This window comes from Pelagimonas sp. KU-00592-HH, assembly GCF_040369695.1.
Taxonomy (GTDB): domain Bacteria; phylum Pseudomonadota; class Alphaproteobacteria; order Rhodobacterales; family Rhodobacteraceae; genus Shimia.
The window spans coordinates 653,511-673,325 of the sequence record NZ_BAABWM010000001.1; the positions used below are offsets into that span (position 1 = coordinate 653,511).

Consider the following 19,815-nt stretch of genomic DNA (forward strand, 5'->3'; position numbering starts at 1 on the left):
GTCTTGTTTCCGCAAGCCGATACCAGAGCCCAAATCCGCGCTACTTGACCTTCATCAAGTGCGCCCCGGCGACATGGGTCTATCAACTCTTTCGGAGACCGCGCGACGTCGCCAAGAAGAAAGACCAGAGGTTTGCAAGAAGAGCCTGCCCTGAGCATCCCGATATTCCCGACCCCGCTGGCCCGTGCCTTGCGTTTCATGCCGCTCCGCCCCTTGGCGCTCGCACTGACGCAGGTGTCCCGTAGCGTTGCCAAGCGCCACTCCTCCATGTTCCGCCGACTGGGCGAATACGGGGAAAGCCGGTTCATTCTTGATCCGGCTGACCTCCCCGTAACGATGTGCCTTGAACCGAGGGGCGGTGCACCGCGCATCTTGTTGTCACGGCGCGATCTCGAGGGTGATGCCCGGATCGCCGGACCGCTGGCTGCCCTGCTGGGCCTTGTGCATGGGGCCTATGACGGCGATGCGCTGTTCTTTTCCCGCGATCTGGTGATCGAAGGTGACACTTCGGCGGCTCTGGCCCTTCGAAATGCCATTGACGACGCGGAACTTGATCTTGGCGAGGAGATCGGAGCCCTGAGCGGCCCCCTTGCCCGCCCGCTCCAGCGCCTCGTGGCGCTTGCCGAACGCCGCACCGGCGTAGCTTTGACCCGTCAGGAAGAGGATCTGGCATGGTGATGGAAATTGTCTGCCCCGCAGGCACCCCCGCCGCATTGCGCGCCGCCGTCAAGGCCGGTGCCCACACGATTTACTGCGGATTCGCCGATGAAACCAACGCCCGCAATTTTCCCGGCCTGAACTTCAGCCGCGAAGAGATGATGGAAGGCGTGCGCTTTGCCCATTCCCACGGATCCAAGGTTCTTGTCGCGATCAACACCTATCCCCGCGCAGGTGCCGAGGACATCTGGCACCGCGCCGTGGCCGACGCCGAAACCGCCGGTGCGGATGCCGTTATCCTCGCTGACCTTGGCCTCCTTGCCCATGCGGCCAAGACCCATCCGAACCTGCGCCGTCACCTGTCGGTTCAGGCCGCCGCCGCAAATGCCGACATCATCAACTTTTACGCCGCAGAGTTCGGGGTAAAACGAGTTGTCCTGCCCCGCGTCCTGTCGGTTCCGGAAATCGCTGAAATCAACAAGGGCACCGAGGTGGAAACCGAGGTCTTCGTCTTCGGCGGGCTTTGCGTGATGGCCGAAGGGCGCTGTTCCCTGTCCTCCTATGCCACCGGACGTTCGCCCAACATGAATGGAGTCTGTTCACCTGCCTCGCATGTTGAATACAAGGAAGAAGGCACCGATCTGGCGGCCCGCCTTGGCGGCTATACCATTCACAAGGTCGGCAAGGACGAACCCGCCCCCTACCCGACACTGTGCAAGGGCTGTTTCACGGCAGGCGAGAAAACCGCGCACCTCTTCGAAGATCCGGTCAGCCTGAATGCCGAAAAACTGATCCCTGCCCTGTCCAAGGCTGGCGTCACCGCCCTCAAGATCGAAGGCCGCCAACGCTCGCGCTCCTATGTGGCGCAGGTGGTCAAGAACTTCCGTGCTGCTGTCGAAGCCGAAGCCGCTGGTCGCCCGCTGCCCGAAGGGATGCTGGCCCGCCTGTCGGAAGGACAGGCCGGCACCACCGGCGCTTATAAGAAAACCTGGAGATAACCGCATGGAACTGACCGTTGGTCCCAACCAGTTTTTCTGGAAAGCCGAGGACTGGACCGCCTTTTACGACGAACTAGCCGCGGCACCGGTTGATCGCGTGTCGCTAGGCGAGTTGGTGTGCTCCAAACGCATGCCCTTCTATCAGGATCGTATCCCCGCCGCCCTTGAAACCCTTGCAAACGCGGGAAAATCCGTCGCCATCACCTCGCTGGCTCTGGTCACGCTGAAACGCGAACGCGTTGCCACGCACGCGCTGGCCGAGATGGGTGTCGAAGTCGAGGTGAATGACCTGACCGCACTGGCGCATATCCCCGCAGACATGCCCTTCTCCGTTGGCCCCCTCGTGAATGTCTATAACGAAGGCACGCTGAAATGGCTCGCGGATCGCGGAGCAACGCGCATCTGCCTGCCGCCCGAACTTCCCCTGGAGTCCGTCAAGGCATTGTGTGATGCGGCCAAAGACAAAGATCTCACCATCGAAGTCTGGGGACACGGCCGCCTGCCGCTGGCGATCTCGGGGCGCTGTTACCACGCACGCATGCACGGACGCACCAAGGACAACTGCCAGTTTGCCTGCGAAGACGATCCGGATGGTCTGCAGGTCAACACGACCGACGGCCAGCCATTTCTGACCATGAATGGCGTGCAGACCCTCTCCCAGACCCACGCCAGCGCCGCCTATCAGCTCGAGGCCCTGCGCGAAGCCGGAGTAGGCGCCCTGCGCCTTTCGCCGCAATCCGTGGGGTTCACGCAGATCATCGACGCCTATCGCGCCCGTCTCGACGGTACGCTCACCGCGGACGGCCTCACGGACGCGATCCGCGCAGCCGCACCGGGATGTTCCCTCTCCGACGGGTTCCTTGATGGGGATCGGGGCGTGGATTGGTCCGGCAAAGCCGCCTGAGCCCTACTCCGCAGCCTCGGCCGACGCCAATAGCGCCTCGTACTGACGCACCGCCGCGACCCGGTTGCGCACGCCCAGTTTACGATAGGCGCTCTTGGCATAATCAGACACGGTATGTGTCGAAATCTGGCAGGCTTCGGCGGCCTGCTTGGTGCTGAGGCCCTGGCTGAACAGGTACATAACCTCCTGCTCGCGCGGGCTAAGGGCAGCGCGGGCTTTGGGAAACGGCGCCAAAAGCCGCTGCCGGAACGCGGCCTCTCCCGCGCCACCGGCCGTCAGTTCTTCCATTTTGCGGTGCACGACAAGGCACAGAAACCGCAGCTCTTCGATGCGCCCCTCGACCATTGCTTGGAACTCGGCGCGCGTCTTGCCCGTGCCAAGGTTGAAGCCCCCGAACCGCGCCGACCCCTGCAGGCGCATAGGCAGGGCAATCCCGGCGTGAAACCCGGTCTTTTCGCTGGCGGCACGGATGAACGCCCGCTCCTGCTCGCCAAGATAGGCATAGTCCTCGACAAACTCTGCCCCCGTGAACGTCGCCGCATAGGAGCTGCAACAATGGGCAAGGAACGGGTCGTTGGCCGCCGGGGTGCCCGCATGGACGGCAGGCGCATTAGTGAACAATTGCGGCGCGCCAAAGGCTTCGTCCACCGTCAGGTAGATCACGAACTCGAAACCGATGCCTGACAACAGGCCCAGCGCCTGCGCCCACAAATCCTCAACGTCACAACAATGCTCGAGACGATCAATTTCGTCCCACTTCACAATCCCACTCAAAATACGCCTCTCTCACCCAATTCTTCGGGTGCCAAGCACTCAGTATGCCTCGGTTTTCGATACTCCACCCTAGGCAAAAAACCTATATCGGCACAACCACTTGGCCAGACACACCCCACATACCCCCCTAATTTACGGGGATATGTCTTTGCTAAGACACGCCCTAAGTTGCCCGCGTCCACCCGGACCGGGGGCATGGCATACAGATGCAAGTCCCGACGCGTCGACCGGATCCCACTCGTCCACCCGCCGTGCCCCCGACATAGTGTTCATGATTTCGGAGCAGCCAGATGACAATTCTCAATACCTTTTCGACCACAGACATCGTACTGGCCGACAACGAAACACTCATCATCACCGAGAACGCAACCCTAGCCGAGGCTGGCATCGAAAACATGACCGACGAAAGCGGTCAGTCGATCTTTGTGTCCGGCGAAATCCTGAGCAACGGGCGAGCAATTGACCTCGAGGTGGACCGCGACGCCACCCTCAACGCCCAAATCACAATCGGCGAAGGCGGCAAGCTCTGGAGTGCGAACAGCAACGCGCTTTTCCTTCAGGGTGGCCTCAACCACATCACCAACAATGGCGAGATTTCGTCTGACTACGAGGCGATCAAGCTTTCATCGCTGATCCAGCACCACGAGATCATCAACAACGGGACAATCTCATCCAACAGGGCAGCGATCGACATCGCCGGCCAGATCTCAGGTGCCTTCGCATCCTCCATCGCCAACACAGGCCGTATCGTAGGCCATGACGATGCCATTGTCGGAAGGTCCGATCTTGCGATCAACAATTCCGGAGACATTCTGGCAACCGGCGCGGCCTCCACCGGCATTCTGGCAAGAAATGGTATCCTGCAGGTCGTCAACACCGGCACCGTGCAAGGCAGCCTGTTTGCAGTCCATGCCATGCTCGCAACAGACACCTCCACCGTCATCAACACGGGCAGCTTGATCGGCAACGTTCTGCTCGAAGGGGCCAACGCACGCGTTGAAAACACCGGGCTGATCGACGGTTACGTCACCATGACAGACGGCAACGATACCTTCATCAACAGCGGAACTGTCCTCGGCCCGATCAACCTCGGCGATGGAAACGACTTGGCGGAGTTTCACGCAGGCTTCTCGGGAGAGATCAATGGCGGCGACGGCAATGACCAGTTCTTTGTCTGGGGCGGAACCCCCATCATCGAAGGGGGCAACGGCTTTGACACGGTCTCCTCGACCGGCAACATCACGATGGTCAACTCCATCGAACGGGCAGCCCTTCTCGGCGTCGGGGATACGAGGGTCTGGGGCAGCCAGAGCAACGACATCATTGACGGAAATGCCGGAGACAACCGCCTTGTCGGCAACAAGGGCGCGGACCAGATCAAGGGCGGTGCAGGCAACGACACGCTCAAGGGCGGCGCGGACCTCGACCAGTTGCTTGGTGGGTACGGCGACGACGTGCTGAAGGGCGGCACCGGGCGCGATATCCTGCGGGGCGAGGAAGACGATGATCTTCTAAAGGGCGGATTTGGTGACGACGATCTCTATGGCGGCGCGGGCAATGACGTGCTGACGGGCGGGCGCGGACGTGACAACCTGACGGGCGATGAGGGCCTCGACACCTTTGTTTTCACGAACAAATTCGACTCCGGCCGCACCTTGGCCAACGCCGACACCATTCATGACTTCACGCGCGGCGAAGACCTGATCGACGTCTCGGCGATGGTCGAAGGCGAGTTCAACTTCATCAAGGGCGTCGCCCTGACCGGCAACGGTCAGGCAGAGCTGCGCATCAAGGCGAACCCGACTGAAAACTGGACCAAGGTCTTTTGGGACATCAACGGTGACGGCAAGTTCGAAGGCATGCTGTATCTGCGAAATGTCATCGGCCTGACAGCCGACGACTTCATTCTTTAGACGGGATTTGCCGCCCGCTCAGGGCGTCATCACGTTCTTGCGCTCGAACGTCTCGGTGGCCGTCCCGAGGTCGTCATAAAGCAGGTCCACCTCGATCGTCTCAATCGAACCCAGGGGATACTCCAGATAGATCAGGGCGTTCTCCGGCACGCTGCCGACCATGTGAGTTTCCGGATCGCAGTTGTTGATGGGGAACTGTTTGGTCGGCCCGCCATTCACGCGGAAATGGATTTCATACAGCCCACAGCGCCAAGAAATCAGGTGTGTAAAGTACAGCAGGTCCTGCCCGTTGAACTCGCGCACCGCGATCCAGTTGCCCTTCGTCGCCTCGAGAATGGGGCGCACTTCGGTTGCCGTAAGGAACTTACCGGTGGGTGTCTGATCCTCCACCGCGCGCTCGCTTGTCGCGAGGGCGGGTGCTGCGACAAGGCCCAGCGCCAGTGCCATCCATCGTGTTGCTTTCATTTTAACCTCCCATTTCAAAATGCCGCGCTTTGGCGATGAGATAATTCAAATCCTTGCTTTTAAGAGAGGATTTCGCCGCTATACTCGCGCCACAGGTATGGTGCAGGGCATTAGAGTAAATGGCAAGAAAAGCGTCGAAGCAGGCCAATTTCAATATCATGATCGTCGGCCACAAGGGGCGCCTTCAGTACGAGGCGATCCTTTTTGCTGCCTCGTTGCGGGCCAACTCGCCTGATTTCAAGGGCCGCCTGATCGTGGCCGAGCCGCAACCGGGCAAAAACTGGTGGGATGATCCGCGCATCAAACAGGATGACGTCCGCGCAACGCTCGAAAGCCTCGGTGCCGAAATCATCCCCTTCGAAAGCCCCTATTTCGGCCAGCATTACCCCTACGCCAACAAGATCGAAGGTCTGGCCGCCCTGCCCGAGGGCGAACCCTTCGTGTTCTTCGACACCGACACGCTGGTCACGGGTGACCTGATGTCCGTGCCGTTCGATTTCGACCGCCCCAGCGCCTCGCGCCGGGTGGAAGGCACATGGCCAACACTGGAACTCTATGGCCCCGGCTACACCGAAATCTGGAAATCCCTCTACAACAAGTTCGAGCTGGATTTCGAAAGCTCGCTCGACCTGTCGCAACCAGATGAATACTGGCGCCGCTATCTCTATTTCAACGCGGGTTTCTTCTACTACAAGTGCCCCAAACTCTTTGGTGAGCGCTTTCTGAAATACGCCCATGACATCAAGTGGGACATGCCCAGTGAACTTGTCTGCCAGAGCCTTGATCCCTGGCTTGATCAAGTGGCCCTGCCCCTAGTGATCCATTCCCTCGGCGGGGGGCGCGACGCCCTGCCGGAAGGGTACCTAGATGGCGATGTAACCTGTCACTATCGCCTGTTCCCGCTGCTTTATGCACGTGAAAGCGACCGCGTTGTCGAGGTTCTGGAAGAAGTCGCCAGCCCCAACAAGATCAAGAAGGTTCTCAAGCAATACGAGCCCATGAAACGCATGATCTATCAGGGGCGTGGCGAAAAGGTCCGCGCGCTGTTTGACCGCGATCACCTGCCCCGCAAGGAACAGGCCATCCGCAATACGATCAAACGCAACGGCTTTTGGATGCGCTAAGCGAACCCTGCCACCTGAAATCCAGAGCATTTTCCCCGAAAGGCACGCGAAATCGGAACGCCATCCTTTCGCGACCAAACGCGTTGCACCCTGTCCGGCCAGCCCCTAAACATTTGCCCAAGGATTTTTATAGGAGGAAACATCATGTCCGAAGGGGCCACCTACGGTTTTGATACTTTGCAGATCCACGCGGGCGCCCGTCCCGATCCGGCCACTGGCGCGCGCCAGACGCCGATCTACCAGTCGACGGCCTATGTCTTCCGCGACGCCGAACATGCAGCGGCACTCTTCAACCTTCAGGAAGTGGGCTACATCTATTCGCGCCTGACCAATCCCACCGTCGCCGTTCTGCAAGAACGCATCGCGACGCTTGAGGGCGGTGTTGGCGCGGTCTGCTGCTCGTCCGGTCACGCGGCCCAGATCATGGCGCTGTTCCCGCTGATGGGCCCCGGCACCAATGTGGTTGCCTCCACCCGTCTTTACGGCGGCACCATCACCCAGTTCAGCCAGACCATCAAACGTTTTGGCTGGTCGGCCAAGTTCGTTGATTTCGATGACGAGGCCGCCGTGGCAGAAGCCATCGACGAAAACACCCGCGCGGTGTTCTGCGAATCCATCGCCAACCCGGGCGGCTACATCACCGACATCCCGGCCATCGCGGCCATCGCAGACAAGGCCGGCGTGCCGCTGATCGTCGACAACACCTCGGCGACGCCCTACCTCTGCAACCCGATTTCCCTTGGTGCGACGCTGGTTGTCCACTCGACCACCAAGTACCTGACCGGCAACGGCACGGTCACCGGCGGCTGTGTCGTCGACTCGGGCAAGTTCGACTGGTCGGCAAGCGACAAGTTCCCCTCGCTCTCGGCACCGGAACAAGCCTACCACGGCCTGAAGTTCCACGAGACCTTTGGCCCGCTGGCCTTCACCTTCCACGGCATCGCCATCGGCCTGCGCGACCTCGGCATGACCATGAACCCGCAGGCGGCGCACTACACGCTGATGGGCATCGAAACCCTGAGCCTGCGCATGGAGCGCCACGTTGAAAACGCCAAGACCATCTCGAGCTGGCTCGAAGGTCACGACCACGTGGACTACGTGACCTATGCAGGCCTCGAATCCTCGCCCTACAACAACCGCGTTGCCACCGTCTGTCCGAAAGGTGCGGGCGGCCTGTTCACCGTGGCCCTGAAGGGCGGCTATGACGCCTGCGTCAAGTTCGTCGACAGCCTCGAAATCTTCAGCCACGTCGCCAACCTCGGCGATGCCCGTTCGCTGGTGATCCACTCGGCCTCGACCACCCACCGCCAGCTGACCCCGGAACAGCAGGAAGCCGCAGGCGCTGGCCCGAACGTGGTGCGCATCTCGATCGGCATCGAGAACGCCGAAGACCTGATCCGCGATCTGGATCAGGCGCTGAACAAAGCCCACGGCTAAACGGGGCTGACCCAAAAAGAAAAGGCCGCGCACCCCGCGCGGCCTTTTGCTTTGTCAGGGGGTCGATCAATCCGCGATCGCGAAGACCATCGTCACGCCAGCCTGCACCGACACCTCGCCTTCGGCAATCGGCATCGCCGCCTCGGCCATGGCGGCCCGCGCCATGAACACCGGCGCAGGGGCAGCACCTCCATGTTCCTGGATGCTCAGAACCGGCCCAAGGGTCACCCCCGCCGCCTTTGCATAAAGCTCGGCCCGCGCACGTGCATCCGCTACGGCCGCCACACGCGCGTCATTCATCTGCGGCTCGGGGTCTTGCAGCGAAAAGCGCAGGCCATTGAACTGGTTCGCGCCATCCTGCACCACCGCGTCCAATACCTGCCCAACCCGCGCAAGATCACGCAGTTTCACTGTTACTTGGGTCGACGCGTTGAAACCAATCACCTTGGGCGCGCGGTTCTCGTACCGATCCCGCTCCCAGACAGGATGCAGAGACAATTCGCTTGTCTGCATGTCACGGGCTTCAACACCCATCGCCTCAAGCCGCGCCAACATCTCTTGCGCCGCCCCGGCCACGAGTGCCATGGCATCGCCAGCAGTATCCGCCTGATGCGATACCCCCATCGTCAACACCGCCATGTCCGGCACGGCCTCGACACTGCCCTGCCCCTGAACGGTGATCTGCCGCCCCTCTGCCAAAGCAGGCGAACTGGCCACCGAAGCAAGAACCACAACGAGACCCAAAATCATACTCATCACACGCATAACGTACCTCCTTATGCTTTCGCACCACTCAGACCACCCCTCAAGGTTGCTGTCAAAACGCTGCCATCTCTTTTCCTTCCTTTCGGCGAAACCCTGCTATAAAATGCTGAAATTGAATAAGGACTACCGACAGCCAAGTTTGGGTGCTAAGGCCACAGCATGAAACCGGATTTTGCCCTTTGCCTTTCTTTTGAAGGGATTAGCCTTCTTTGCCGCGTCGAAGGGGGCTGGAACCTTTTGGGCGAAGCCTCGCTCACCTCCGAAGATCTCGGGGTCGAGCTCGAAGGCTTGCGCCAGATGGCCGAAGCCATTGCTGGGCCGGATTTCAGGACGAAACTTGTCCTGCCCAATGATCAGATCAAGTATCTGACCATCGAGACCGGCAAGGTGCCGCCAAAGCAACGGCGTGCCCAGGCCAGGGAAGAACTCGAGGCGACAACGCCTTATCAGGCGGATGAACTCTCCTTCGTGATCGCCCCCGAACGGCGCCTGACACATGTCGCCGCCGTTGCCCGTGAAACACTTGTCGAGGCGGAAACTTTCGCCAAGGAGCATGCCTTCAATCCGGTATGCTTCGTTGCAATCCCGGATGACGAAGACTTCCCGCGCGAACCGTTCTTCGGCCCGACCGAAATCGCGGGCGAGCTTCTTGGCCGGGCAACACCCGAGGCCGAGGTCGAACCCATTCGCATCATCGGCACCGGAGCCCCAGACCCTGCTCCGGAAGAAGCGCCGGTCGAGGAAATCGACACAGCCGCGTTTGAGGATGCCCACCGCGGAACACCACCTGTCGCTGCTCAACCCGAATTGCCTCTGGCCGAGTCCGTCGAAAGTGACCCAGAACCGGTTGTCGAAGATGAATATCCGGCCGAACCGGCAAAGCCAGAAGAGCCGGAAGCGGCCCCCATCGCTTTTGGCTCGCGCCGTTCAGCGCCACAGCCGGCCCCGGCCGTAGAAGGCCCCTCTGTCAACGACGGAACTGTGCCTGCTGCAAGCCTTGCGCCCAGCAAGGAAGATGCCGAACTGCGGTTTGACCCGGCGCGCATTGCTGCCGGTCTTCGCGCCACCGCAAAGGACGATCTGCCGCCGGCCCCCGCGGGGTCCGAAGAGACAGAAGCGGAAACCCCTGCAACCTTTACACGCAGCCGGGACAACGAAGGCCCACGCGCCCCGCGCATCCGGCGGGAAACAGTGACCCCGGCGGATCCCGAGCACAAAAGGATGGCCATCTTCGGCGCGCGCGACGGCATGATCGGGGGCAAACCGCGTTTTCTCGGCCTGCTGCTGACCGTTCTGCTTATTGTCTTCCTGGCGGCCGTCGCCGTTTGGGCCTCGCTGTTCCTCGAAGGCGGTGTCGCAGGACTTTTCCGCCGTGATCCCCCCGCGCAGATCGCCGATACGGCCCCGGAAAGCCAACCGACCCCGGGTCTTGAAATCGTCGCCCCGGAAGCTGAAACCGTAGAGGTTCCGGACCTCGCGGACAGCGATATGGAAACCGCTCTTCTCGAGCCCGTTGGGACCGGCAGCATTACCGACAGCGCCGAAATCGAGGCGATGACCGACGACGTGCATCCGACTGCGCCCACCCAACAGGAAGCCGAAGCGCGTTACGCTGTCACCGGCATCTGGGAACGTGCGCCAGAGCAGGCTGTACCGGCGCTGGGTGACAGCACGGATTCCCTCTATCCGACCTCCATCGACCCGGTACAAACCGCACAGGACGCCATTGCCCTGCCCGCGCTGACCGCCCTGCAAACCGATCGCCCCGCCCCGCGGGTCATGTCGCCTCTCCCGGCGGACCAGACCTTTGATCTCGACGAAAACGGCCTCGTAGTCGCAACACGCAATGGCGCGATGTCACCGGATGGCATTCGCGTGTTCCTTGGAAAACCGGTTGTCCTGCCTGCTGCCTATCCCAAACGCCAGCCCGCCCCGGGGGAAACCCTGACACCGGAAGACGAGGCCCGGATTTCGAAAATTCGCCCGCGTCTGCGCCCATCCGATCTGATCGAGCAGAACGAGCGCGCCAACAACGGCGGGCGCACGATTGCCGAACTGGGCAAAATACGCCCTCGTTTGCGTCCGGAGTCGGCCAAGTTCGCCGAAGAGAAAGACACCACCCCCAACAAGATGGCCGTGCTGACATCGGTGAAGCCGCGTGTCCGCCCCTCGAACTTCAGCCAGATCGTCGCTCGGGCCACCCCGTCAGAGCCGGTCGCGGCTGTGCCTGTGGCAGCCACCGTTACACCGAAAATTCCGACCACCGCGTCGGTCGCACGACAGGCGACCATTCAGAACGCCATAAAGCTCAACAAGATCAACCTGATCGGCGTCTATGGCACCTCTTCCGACCGCCGCGCCCTCGTGCGCCTGTCCAACGGCCGTTACAAGAAGGTGCAAGTGGGCGACCGGATTGATGGTGGCAAGGTCTCCGCCATCGGCGAAACCGAGCTGCGTTATGTGAAATCCGGGCGCAACGTCGTCTTGAAAATGCCCAAGGGCTAACTCACCCGTCCACGCTTTGCAGCCCCCAGGCTTTCAGAAGCTTCGGCAATTGACGGTCCCAGTCCTCAACCCCAACCTTCTGCGCCCAATCCTGATACTGGGCCACAAGATCGCGCTCTTGCCGCCCACCACGCCCGGCAAGATCGTGCAATTCGGTGCGATCAACCTCCATGTCATAGAGCTCCCAGTCAGCACTATGCTGGCGCACCAGCTTAAAGCGCCCGGCCCGCACCGCTGCATTTCCTTCATGCTCAAAGAAAATCGGCTGGCTGCGCGCCCAGTCGCCGCCCTTCAGCAGGGGCAGGAAACTCTCACCTTCGCACGGCTGGATCGCATGTCCCCCCACTTCTTTCTGATACGGCACGCCCGCCGCCTCCAGGATGGTCGGCAGCACATCGGCAACATGGCAGGGCGCGTGACGTGCGCCATCTGGCCGAATGCCTTTCGGCCAGTGCGCCACCAGCGGCGTGGAAATCCCGCCTTCGTGGACATAGTGCTTGAACAGGCGGAAGGGCGCGTTCGAGACGTTCGCCCACGGCTTGTCATAGCTCTGGTAGGTCAGCGCATCCCCCGGCATCACATCCGGCCGGTTGCCCATCACGATCTGCCGCCCGTCGTGGGTCTTGTCCGGAAAGAACTTGGCCCAGCCATCCTCGGCCATGAACTCGGCACAGCCGCCGTTGTCACTCAGGAACAGGATCAGCGTGTTGTCGAACTGCCCGAGCCGCTTCAGCGCGGCCACCAGCCTCCCGATGGATTGATCCATGCGATCCACCATCGCCGCATAGGTCGCCATCTTGCGCGCCTCCCAATCGGTGTTCTTCTCGGCTGACCACGGGTGAACATCTTCGTCGCGGCGCGAAATCTCCCAATTCGACGCAAACAGCCCCATGTCGTTCATCGTCTCGTGTCTCGCCGTCCGGATCGCATCCCAACCGGCACTGTAAACCCCGTCATAGCGGGCGATATCCTCGGGATGGGCATGCAACGGCCAGTGCGGGGCCGTGTGGGCCAGGTACAGAAAGAAAGGCGCGTCATCTGCCACGCTCTCTTCGATCATGCCGATGGCCTTGTCGGTGATCGCATCGGTGAAATAGAAATCATCGGGAAAGACCTGCACCCGGCTGTCATCCTCCAGCATATAGTGCGGGCTGAAGAAATGCGTCGCCCCGTCCAGAATGCCATAGAACCGATCGAACCCGCGTTGCCGGGGTGTTGGATGATCCACGTCTCCCACCCGCCAACTGTCAACGTTGCGCGGCTCGAAGTCCCCGGCCACATGCCACTTCCCGCTCATCAGCGTGCGATAGCCGGCTGGCCGCAGATGTTCTGCAATCGTCGCGCTGTCACTGCGCAGGAACCCCTGGTAGGCCGGTGTCCCAAGATCAGCCCCCATGTGGCCCACGCCTGCACTATGCGGATAGAGCCCGGTCAAGAGAGAGGCGCGCGTCGGGCAACAGCGCGCACAGTTGTACATCGAGGTCAGCAAGGCCCCGTTCGCCGCCAGACTGTCGATGTGGGGTGTACTGATCTCGGACCCGGTGCAGCCCAGATCGGCAAACCCCATGTCATCCGCAAGGATCAGGATAATATTCGGTTGTTCCGCCATGTGCTGACCTCCCTTCTCGGAGCGTCCAGCAAACGGCGGGCTCAATCAATGAAAAACGCCTAGCCAGACGCCATCCACGCCCGCAGCGCCGCGCCGATCTCGTCGGGGCTGTCCTCCTGAATGAAATGGCTGCCCTTCACCGTGACCTCGGTCTGGTTCTTCCAGCTGCGGCAGAACTCCCGCTGTGCCCCGATCAGGATCGCGCCCGGTTCGGCATTCACGAACAGCTTGGGCAGGTCGTTCGCCGCCATCCACTCCGCATAATCGGCAACAATCGCCGTTACGTCCTCTGGGGTGCCGTCAATCGGAATCTGGCGGGGCCAGGTCAGGGTTGGGCGGCGATCCTCTCCGGCATTAGCAAAGGGCTTGCGATACTCCGCCATCTCCGCATCGCTCAGCTTGCGCAGGATGGACCCCGGTAGGACCGCCTCGATGAAAAGGTTCTTTTCCAGGATCATCTCTTCTCCCGCAGGAGACCGGAAAGCCTCGAAGATCGGCTTGGCGGCATCCGGCCATTCGGACCAGGGCACCGGCTGCACGATGCCCTCCATGTAACAGATACCCTTGACGCGGTCGCGGTGCCGATTGGCCCAATCGAACCCAAGCGCCGAGCCCCAGTCGTGGATCACAAGCGTCACGTTGCCCGCATCGCCCAACACCTGCTCCAGCAAGGCATCCAGATAGGCGCGGTGCTCCACGAACCGATAGCTTTCCGGGCCGACGTTATCAAGCTTCTCGCTGTCCCCCATCCCGATCAGGTCCGGCACGATCACCCGCCCCAGATCCGTGACATGCGGCACCACATTACGCCACAGGTACGAGGATGTCGGGTTGCCATGCAGGAACAGGATCGGGTCCCCCTCGCCCATCTCGGCATAGGCCATGCGCTTGCCCTTCACCGTGATGAAGGTCTTGTTCAATGGTGTGTCAGTCATGGTGTCCTCCCCTTGCGACAAGCCTTGCCCAAGACCCGATACCGATCAACACGGACGTTACGGCGCAAAGCCCTTTGCAAAGGGCTTTAGACGCGATTTCGAAATCGCGTCTCGCAACAAAAAGCGCCGCTCCGAAAGCTCGGAACGGCGCAACCCCGGGAAGGACGAACGGGGTGTTTTCAGGGTATCCCGCGGATCACTCGGCAGCCTGGATTTCGCCGCTTTCGATCTGCTCGCGCTCGATGGATTCAAACAGCGCCTTGAAGTTGCCTTCGCCAAAGCCGTCATCGCCCTTGCGCTGGATGAACTCAAAAAAGATCGGTCCGATCACGGTTTTCGAGAAAATCTGCAACAGGATCTTGGTCTCGCCTCCGTTCACGACGCCTTCGCCGTCGATCAGGATGCCGTGTTTCATCATCCGGTCCTTGGGCTCATCATGGCCTGCCACCCGCTCGTAGCTGAGATCATAGTAGGTCTCGTTCGGACCGGGCATGAACTTCAGGCCTTTTTCAGCAATCGCATCGGTGGCGCTGTAAATATCATCGGTCCCGACAGCGATGTGCTGGATGCCTTCGCCATTGTACTTTTTGAGGTAGCTGACGATTTGGCCGGTTTCGCCGCGATCCTCGTTGATCGGGATACGGATCTTGCCACAGGGCGATGTCAGCGCACGGCTGAACAGGCCGGTGAACTTGCCTTCGATGTCGAAGAAGCGGATTTCACGGAAGTTGAACAGATCACCGTAGAACTTGAACCACTTGTCCATGTTGCCCTTGAACACATTGTGGGTCAGGTGGTCGAGATAGTAGAATCCGTCGCCTTCCGGCTTCGACGTTGTGGTCCAGTCGAACTCCTCGTTATACGGCGAGGTGTCATAGTACTGATCGGTGAAATACAGGAGCGAGCCGCCAATCCCCTTGATCGCCGGCCAGTTCAGCGTCTTGTCCTCGGCGTCGTAAGGCTCGGCACCCTGCGCAACAGCGTGCTCATAGGCTTTCTGCGCGTCAACCACGCGCCACCCCATCGACGGGGCGCAAGGCCCGTGTTCCTCGACAAAGCGCAGGCCAAAGCTGCCTGGCTCGTTGTTCAGGATGTAGGTCACATCGCCCTGCTGCCACAGCTCGATGGCCTTGGTCTTGTGATTGGCGACATGGGCAAACCCCATGCGGGTGAACAGATCACGCAGTTCCTGCGGCTCGGGATGGGCAAATTCGACAAACTCGAAACCGTCGGTGCCGGCAGGGTTGAAATCGGAAATTTCGGCTCGGGGGGCATCATGCGGGAAAGGACCCATCTCGCGTCTCCTTGCGTTGGTGAAGATGTTAAGTGCTCGCTAAGTTGACTCTACGCCGCATATCACGCGAATTTTGCGTAAAGTGACGTGCATTCGTTACAAATTTCGCGCTATCTTCGCATTAAATCAGAATTCAACGCGGAATCTGCGCAATGCTCGACGATCTGGACAAACGCTTACTGGACGCACTTCAGAAGAACGCCCACCTGACGGCACAGGAGTTGGGAGAGATTCTCCACCTCTCGCCGAGCCAGGCTGGCCGTCGCCGACAGCGATTGGAAGCGGACGGCTACATTCAGTCCTACACCGCCAAACTGGACCCCGGCAAACTCGGCCTCAACGTTCAGGCCTTCATCCAGATCACGCTGGGTGTTCACGGCCCCGAATACGGCCGCGCCTTCCTGTCGCTTGTCGGCACCCGCCCCGAAGTGATCAGCGCATGGACGCTAACAGGGGATGCGGATTACCTTTTGCGCGTCTATTGTGAAGACCTAGGCGCGCTGAACACATTGATCCACGAAATCCTGCTGCCCCACCCGGCCGTAAGCCGTGTGCAAAGCCAGATCGTCATGGACCAATTCAAGCGCGATGCGCCACTGCCGACCTGAGGAGCACGTAAATGGACGGATTTCTTTTCCAGGCTTCGATCTTTCTGCTCGCTGCCGTGATCGCCGTACCGATCGCCGCGCGCATGGGGATGGGCTCGGTGCTTGGCTACCTTCTAGCCGGGGTGTTCATCGGGCCGGTTCTTGGCCTTGTTGACCGCCCCGAGGACATTCTGCACTTTGCCGAATTCGGCGTGGTGATGATGCTGTTCCTGATTGGTCTCGAACTGGATCCAAGGGCCCTCTGGGCCATGCGCCACCGCCTGATCGGCCTTGGCGGGTTGCAAATCGCCCTGACGGCGGCCTCGGTGATGACCGGTTCCCTGATGCTCGGCTACTCGATGAACATCTCGATCGCCGTCGGCCTGGTCTTTGCGCTCTCGTCCACGGCAATCGTTCTGCAAACGCTCTCGGAAAAGAACCTGATGCAGACGAAAGGCGGGCGCTCAACCTTCTCAGTTCTGCTGTCGCAAGATATCGCCGTGATCCCGATGCTGGCCCTTCTGCCACTTCTTGCCATGAAGCCTGTGATGGAAATCGCGTCCGATGGCTCCATCCACAAGGCCGACGATCACGGTGCCGGGCACGGGGCCGGTCTGTCTCTGGTCGAAGGCCTTCCTGGCTGGGGCGTAACCCTTGTCACCATCGGCGTCGTGGCCGCCATTATCCTGGGCGGCATGTACCTTGTACGCCCCCTGTTCCGTTTCATCCACGCTGCACATCTTCGCGAGATGTACACGGCGTTGGCCCTGTTGATCGTGGTGGGCATCGCCTTCCTGATGATGCTCGTCGGCCTCTCGCCAGCGCTTGGCACCTTCCTTGCGGGCGTCCTTCTCGCCAACAGCGAATTCCGCCACGAACTCGAAAGTGACATCCAGCCCTTCAAGGGCCTCCTGCTTGGCCTGTTCTTCATCACCGTGGGCGCGCAGATCAACTTCCCCGGCTTCTTTGCCAACCCCGCTCCGATCCTCGGTGCCACGCTTGGCATCATGGCGATCAAGGCCCTGATCCTGTTCATTCTGGGCCGTGCCTTCGGACTGCGTGGACGTGACCAGATGCTCTTTACGCTTGGGCTGGCTCAGGCGGGCGAATTTGGTTTCGTTCTGATTTCCTTTTCGGTGCAACAGCATGTCCTGCCCGCAGGCATTGCCGACACGCTCTTGCTGATCGTCGCGCTCTCGATGCTGATAACGCCACTCCTGTTCATCGTCTTCGATTTCGCCTCCCGCCTGATCAAGGAAGACGAACCGGACCAGCCACATGACGAGATTGACGAACAGGGCCCGGTCATCATTGCTGGCATCGGGCGCTTTGGTCAGATCGTGAACCGCCTTGTGCGCTCGGCCGGGTTCAAATCGGTGGTTCTGGATCACGACATGCGGACCATCGAACTGATGCGTCGCTTCGGGGTCAAAGGCTTCTTCGGTGATCCCACGCGCCCCGAACTGCTGCATGCGGCCGGATTGGGTCGGGCCCGTATTCTCGTGGCCGCGCTCGACAACCCGAAAGCCACCACCAAGCTGGTCGCCCATGCCCGCCGCGAACGCCCTGACCTTCACATCGTGGCCCGAGCGCATGACAGACATCACGTGTTCGAACTCTACAATGCCGGGGCAAATGACATCGTCCGCGAAATGTTCGACTCATCCCTGCGGGCAGGCCGCTACGTCCTCGAGAACATCGGTCTCAGCGAATACGAAGCCGCGCAGGTCGAGCAGGAATTCTACCACCACGACCGCTACACGGTGCGCGAACTGGCCGCCCTCTGGGACCCCGAAGTGCCGGTGACAGAAAACAGCGCCTATATCGAACGTGCCAAGGAGCTTCAGAAGGAACTCGAGTTGAACCTTCTGGCGCGGCTTGAAAGCGACGACACAGATGCCGCATGAAAAAGGCGCCCCGCGGGGCGCCTTTCACTTTTACTCTGACAAGAAGGCTTAGCCTTCCGACACGCCTGCCTCGGCAAAGGTCGCCATGCCCGAGTGGCAGGCCACGGCCGACTTCAGGATATTGATCGCCAGCGCCCCGCCCGAGCCTTCGCCCAGACGCATACCAAGGCTCAGCATCGGCTCTTTGCCCAGCTGTGCCAGCACAGCCCCATGTGCCGCTTCCGCGCTGACATGGCCTGCAATCACGTGATCCAGCGCACCGTCCTGCGCCTTTGCCAGAGTCGCGGCGGCGGCCGTGCAGATGAACCCATCCATGATCACCGGAATACGCAGCGAACGCGCGCGTGCAATTGCCCCCGCCATCGCGGCCAGCTCGCGCCCGCCGAGACGTTGCAGAATGTCGACACCGTCGCCTGCGCCATGCAGGGCCACACCTTCGCGTACCACACGCGCCTTGTTGACCAGACCGGCATCATCAACACCGGTGCCGCGACCAACCCAGTCCTCGGCCTCGCCACCAAACAGCGCGTTGGCAATCGCCGCAGCCGACGTCGTGTTGCCGATCCCCATTTCGCCCACAACCAACAGGTCCGACTCGGGGTTCACGGCGTCCCATCCGGTTTGAACGGCAGCAAGGAAACCGGCCTCATCCATCGCCGCCTCCTGCGTGAAATCAGCGGTCGGCGTCTCGAGCGACAGCGCAATCACGTCAAGCGACGCCCCGGCCGATTTGGACAGCTGGTTGATCGCCGCGCCACCATGCTGGAAGTTCAGAACCATCTGCTCGGTCACTTCCGCCGGAAAGGCCGACACGCCCTGCGCGGTCACACCGTGGTTGCCGGCAAACACGATGACCTGCGGTGCCTCGATGCTGGGGCGCGGATTGCCCCGCCAGCCGGCGTACCAGATCGCCATGTCCTCCAAACGGCCCAATGCACCCGGCGGCTTGGTCAGTTGACCGTTACGCTCCTCCGCTTCGCCCATTGCCTTGGCATCCACGACCGGTGCCGCAGCCAAGGCCGCGCGAAAATCATCAAGGTTTGAAAAAGTGGCAGACATCAGGCACTCCTGTTGAAACTTGTGCTGAAGGATTGTTTATCGCATCCCACGGCGCTCACAAGTCAGGAAAGAGACGCAGCCATGACAAAGCACGACAGATCGCTGATCAAGGCCGGTGATATTGCCACCGCCCTTGCGCTGCTGACCCGCCTGCCCGTTCGCGCCGCCTTCGAGCGCGGGGCCTTGGCGGCTTGGGCCTATCCGCTGGCCGGTGCGGCTCTGGCGTTGCTTGCGGCGATTCCCACGGCGCTCGCGCTTTGGGTCGGGCTCTCCCCGCTTCTGGCGGCGCTGGTCTGGGTTGCCTGCCATGTCATCATGACCGGCGCCATGCACGAAGACGGGCTTGCCGACAGCGCGGACGGCCTGTGGGGTGGATGGGAAAGACAGCGCCGACTCGAGATTATGAAAGACAGCCACATCGGCAGCTATGGCGTGATCACGCTGTGCCTGTCGCTCGCGGCTCGTTGGGCCGCCGTCGGGATCATCCTGCAAAGCGAGGATTGGCTCTGGGGCCTGATCGCCGTTGGTGTCCTGTCACGGGCCGTCATGCCCGCCCTCATGGCCGCCCTGCCCCACGCGCGCGACACCGGCCTCAGCCATTCCCAGGGCCGCCCGTCGCGGGAAACCGCCGCCATTGCTGCCGCGCTTGCGCTGGCGCTTTCGCTGGTCTGTACGGGCCTTGGCATGGTGCCCCTTGGAGCTACGGCATTCGCCATCGGCCTCTCTGTCTATGCAATCGCCAGGGCAAAGATTGGCGGTCAGACGGGTGACATTCTTGGCGCGGGTCAGCAACTCACTGAAATCGCGCTCTTGATGGCACTGACCCTCTGACCAAAGAAAAAGCCGCCCCAAACCGGAGCGGCTCAATTCTTGGTAGGGCGT

At 61.0% G+C, this 19,815-nt stretch carries 17 protein-coding genes; 10 read left to right on the forward strand and 7 right to left on the reverse strand.

The genetic code is table 11. The features are described 5' to 3' along the window. Positions 1 to 198 precede the first annotated feature (198 nt). From ubiT to ubiV, 3 genes are read left to right on the forward strand one after another with little or no spacing between them, the layout of a single operon-like run. Positions 199 to 678, forward strand: a complete 480-nt coding sequence (gene ubiT, locus ABWV42_RS03330; protein ID WP_502930934.1) for a ubiquinone anaerobic biosynthesis accessory factor UbiT — start codon at positions 199 to 201, stop codon at positions 676 to 678. Continuing rightward, a complete protein-coding gene (ubiU, locus tag ABWV42_RS03335) occupies positions 678 to 1,655 on the forward strand; it encodes a ubiquinone anaerobic biosynthesis protein UbiU (RefSeq protein ID WP_353339508.1) in 978 nt (325 codons plus the stop codon). The genes ubiT and ubiU overlap by 1 nt, the downstream gene beginning before the upstream one ends. A 4-nt stretch (positions 1,656 to 1,659) precedes the next feature. Next, positions 1,660 to 2,559 carry a ubiquinone anaerobic biosynthesis protein UbiV gene (gene ubiV / locus ABWV42_RS03340; RefSeq protein ID WP_353338877.1) on the forward strand — a complete coding sequence of 300 codons (900 nt, stop codon included), beginning with the start codon at positions 1,660 to 1,662 and terminating at the stop codon, positions 2,557 to 2,559. Between the two features lie 3 nt (positions 2,560 to 2,562). Here ubiV and ABWV42_RS03345 read toward each other — a convergent pair whose 3' ends face one another. Beyond that, complete coding sequence (locus ABWV42_RS03345; protein WP_353338878.1) at positions 2,563 to 3,333, reverse strand: helix-turn-helix transcriptional regulator; 771 nt, start codon at positions 3,331 to 3,333, stop codon at positions 2,563 to 2,565. 290 nt (positions 3,334 to 3,623) lie between these two features. Between ABWV42_RS03345 and ABWV42_RS03350 the strand changes: the two genes are divergently transcribed. Further along, complete coding sequence (locus ABWV42_RS03350; protein ID WP_353338879.1) at positions 3,624 to 5,246, forward strand: M10 family metallopeptidase C-terminal domain-containing protein; 1,623 nt, start codon at positions 3,624 to 3,626, stop codon at positions 5,244 to 5,246. An 18-nt stretch (positions 5,247 to 5,264) separates the two neighbouring features. Here the strand turns inward: ABWV42_RS03350 and ABWV42_RS03355 are convergent, their stop codons facing one another. After that, positions 5,265 to 5,711 (reverse strand): hypothetical protein, encoded by a 447-nt coding sequence (locus ABWV42_RS03355; protein WP_255104890.1) that lies wholly within the window; start codon positions 5,709 to 5,711, stop codon positions 5,265 to 5,267. A gap of 119 nt (positions 5,712 to 5,830) precedes the next feature. Here ABWV42_RS03355 and ABWV42_RS03360 point away from each other — a divergent pair, with 119 nt between their 5' ends. After that, entirely contained in the window at positions 5,831 to 6,835 is a 1,005-nt protein-coding gene (locus ABWV42_RS03360; protein WP_353338880.1) for a GT-B fold glycosyltransferase domain-containing protein, read from the forward strand. 144 nt (positions 6,836 to 6,979) lie between these two features. Then, positions 6,980 to 8,272, forward strand: a complete 1,293-nt coding sequence (locus ABWV42_RS03365) for an O-acetylhomoserine aminocarboxypropyltransferase/cysteine synthase family protein (RefSeq protein ID WP_255104885.1) — start codon at positions 6,980 to 6,982, stop codon at positions 8,270 to 8,272. Positions 8,273 to 8,338: 66 nt separating this feature from the next. On the opposite strand, the gene ABWV42_RS03370 is transcribed toward ABWV42_RS03365, so the two are convergent. Further along, positions 8,339 to 9,037, reverse strand: a complete 699-nt coding sequence (locus ABWV42_RS03370) for an SIMPL domain-containing protein (protein ID WP_353338881.1) — start codon at positions 9,035 to 9,037, stop codon at positions 8,339 to 8,341. Positions 9,038 to 9,196: 159 nt separating this feature from the next. On the opposite strand from ABWV42_RS03370, the gene ABWV42_RS03375 reads away from it, so the two are divergent. After that, positions 9,197 to 11,542, forward strand: coding sequence for a hypothetical protein (locus ABWV42_RS03375; RefSeq protein ID WP_353338883.1), 2,346 nt, complete (start codon positions 9,197 to 9,199; stop codon positions 11,540 to 11,542). Between the two features lies 1 nt (position 11,543). Here ABWV42_RS03375 and ABWV42_RS03380 read toward each other — a convergent pair whose 3' ends face one another. The 3 genes from ABWV42_RS03380 to hppD form a co-directional block, all read right to left on the reverse strand. Then, complete coding sequence (locus tag ABWV42_RS03380) at positions 11,544 to 13,151, reverse strand: arylsulfatase (protein WP_353338884.1); 1,608 nt, start codon at positions 13,149 to 13,151, stop codon at positions 11,544 to 11,546. Positions 13,152 to 13,210: 59 nt separating this feature from the next. Continuing rightward, on the reverse strand, positions 13,211 to 14,086 hold the full coding sequence (locus ABWV42_RS03385) for a haloalkane dehalogenase (RefSeq protein ID WP_353338885.1): 876 nt from the start codon (positions 14,084 to 14,086) through the stop codon (positions 13,211 to 13,213). A 196-nt stretch (positions 14,087 to 14,282) separates the two neighbouring features. Further along, positions 14,283 to 15,380: a 4-hydroxyphenylpyruvate dioxygenase gene (gene hppD / locus ABWV42_RS03390; protein ID WP_353338886.1), complete on the reverse strand. Its 1,098-nt coding sequence runs from the start codon at positions 15,378 to 15,380 to the stop codon at positions 14,283 to 14,285. A 152-nt stretch (positions 15,381 to 15,532) separates the two neighbouring features. On the opposite strand from hppD, the gene ABWV42_RS03395 reads away from it, so the two are divergent. Both ABWV42_RS03395 and ABWV42_RS03400 read left to right on the forward strand, forming a co-directional pair. Beyond that, entirely contained in the window at positions 15,533 to 15,988 is a 456-nt protein-coding gene (locus ABWV42_RS03395) for an Lrp/AsnC family transcriptional regulator (RefSeq protein WP_353338887.1), read from the forward strand. Between the two features lie 11 nt (positions 15,989 to 15,999). Continuing rightward, the gene (locus ABWV42_RS03400; RefSeq protein ID WP_353338888.1) at positions 16,000 to 17,874 is read left to right on the forward strand and encodes a monovalent cation:proton antiporter-2 (CPA2) family protein; all 1,875 of its coding nucleotides are present in this window, start codon (positions 16,000 to 16,002) and stop codon (positions 17,872 to 17,874) included. Between the two features lie 48 nt (positions 17,875 to 17,922). Here ABWV42_RS03400 and cobT read toward each other — a convergent pair whose 3' ends face one another. Beyond that, complete coding sequence (cobT, locus tag ABWV42_RS03405; protein ID WP_353338889.1) at positions 17,923 to 18,933, reverse strand: nicotinate-nucleotide--dimethylbenzimidazole phosphoribosyltransferase; 1,011 nt, start codon at positions 18,931 to 18,933, stop codon at positions 17,923 to 17,925. An 81-nt stretch (positions 18,934 to 19,014) separates the two neighbouring features. Here cobT and cobS point away from each other — a divergent pair, with 81 nt between their 5' ends. Then, positions 19,015 to 19,764, forward strand: coding sequence for an adenosylcobinamide-GDP ribazoletransferase (gene cobS / locus ABWV42_RS03410; RefSeq protein WP_353338890.1), 750 nt, complete (start codon positions 19,015 to 19,017; stop codon positions 19,762 to 19,764). The last annotated feature ends 51 nt before the right edge of the window (positions 19,765 to 19,815 follow it).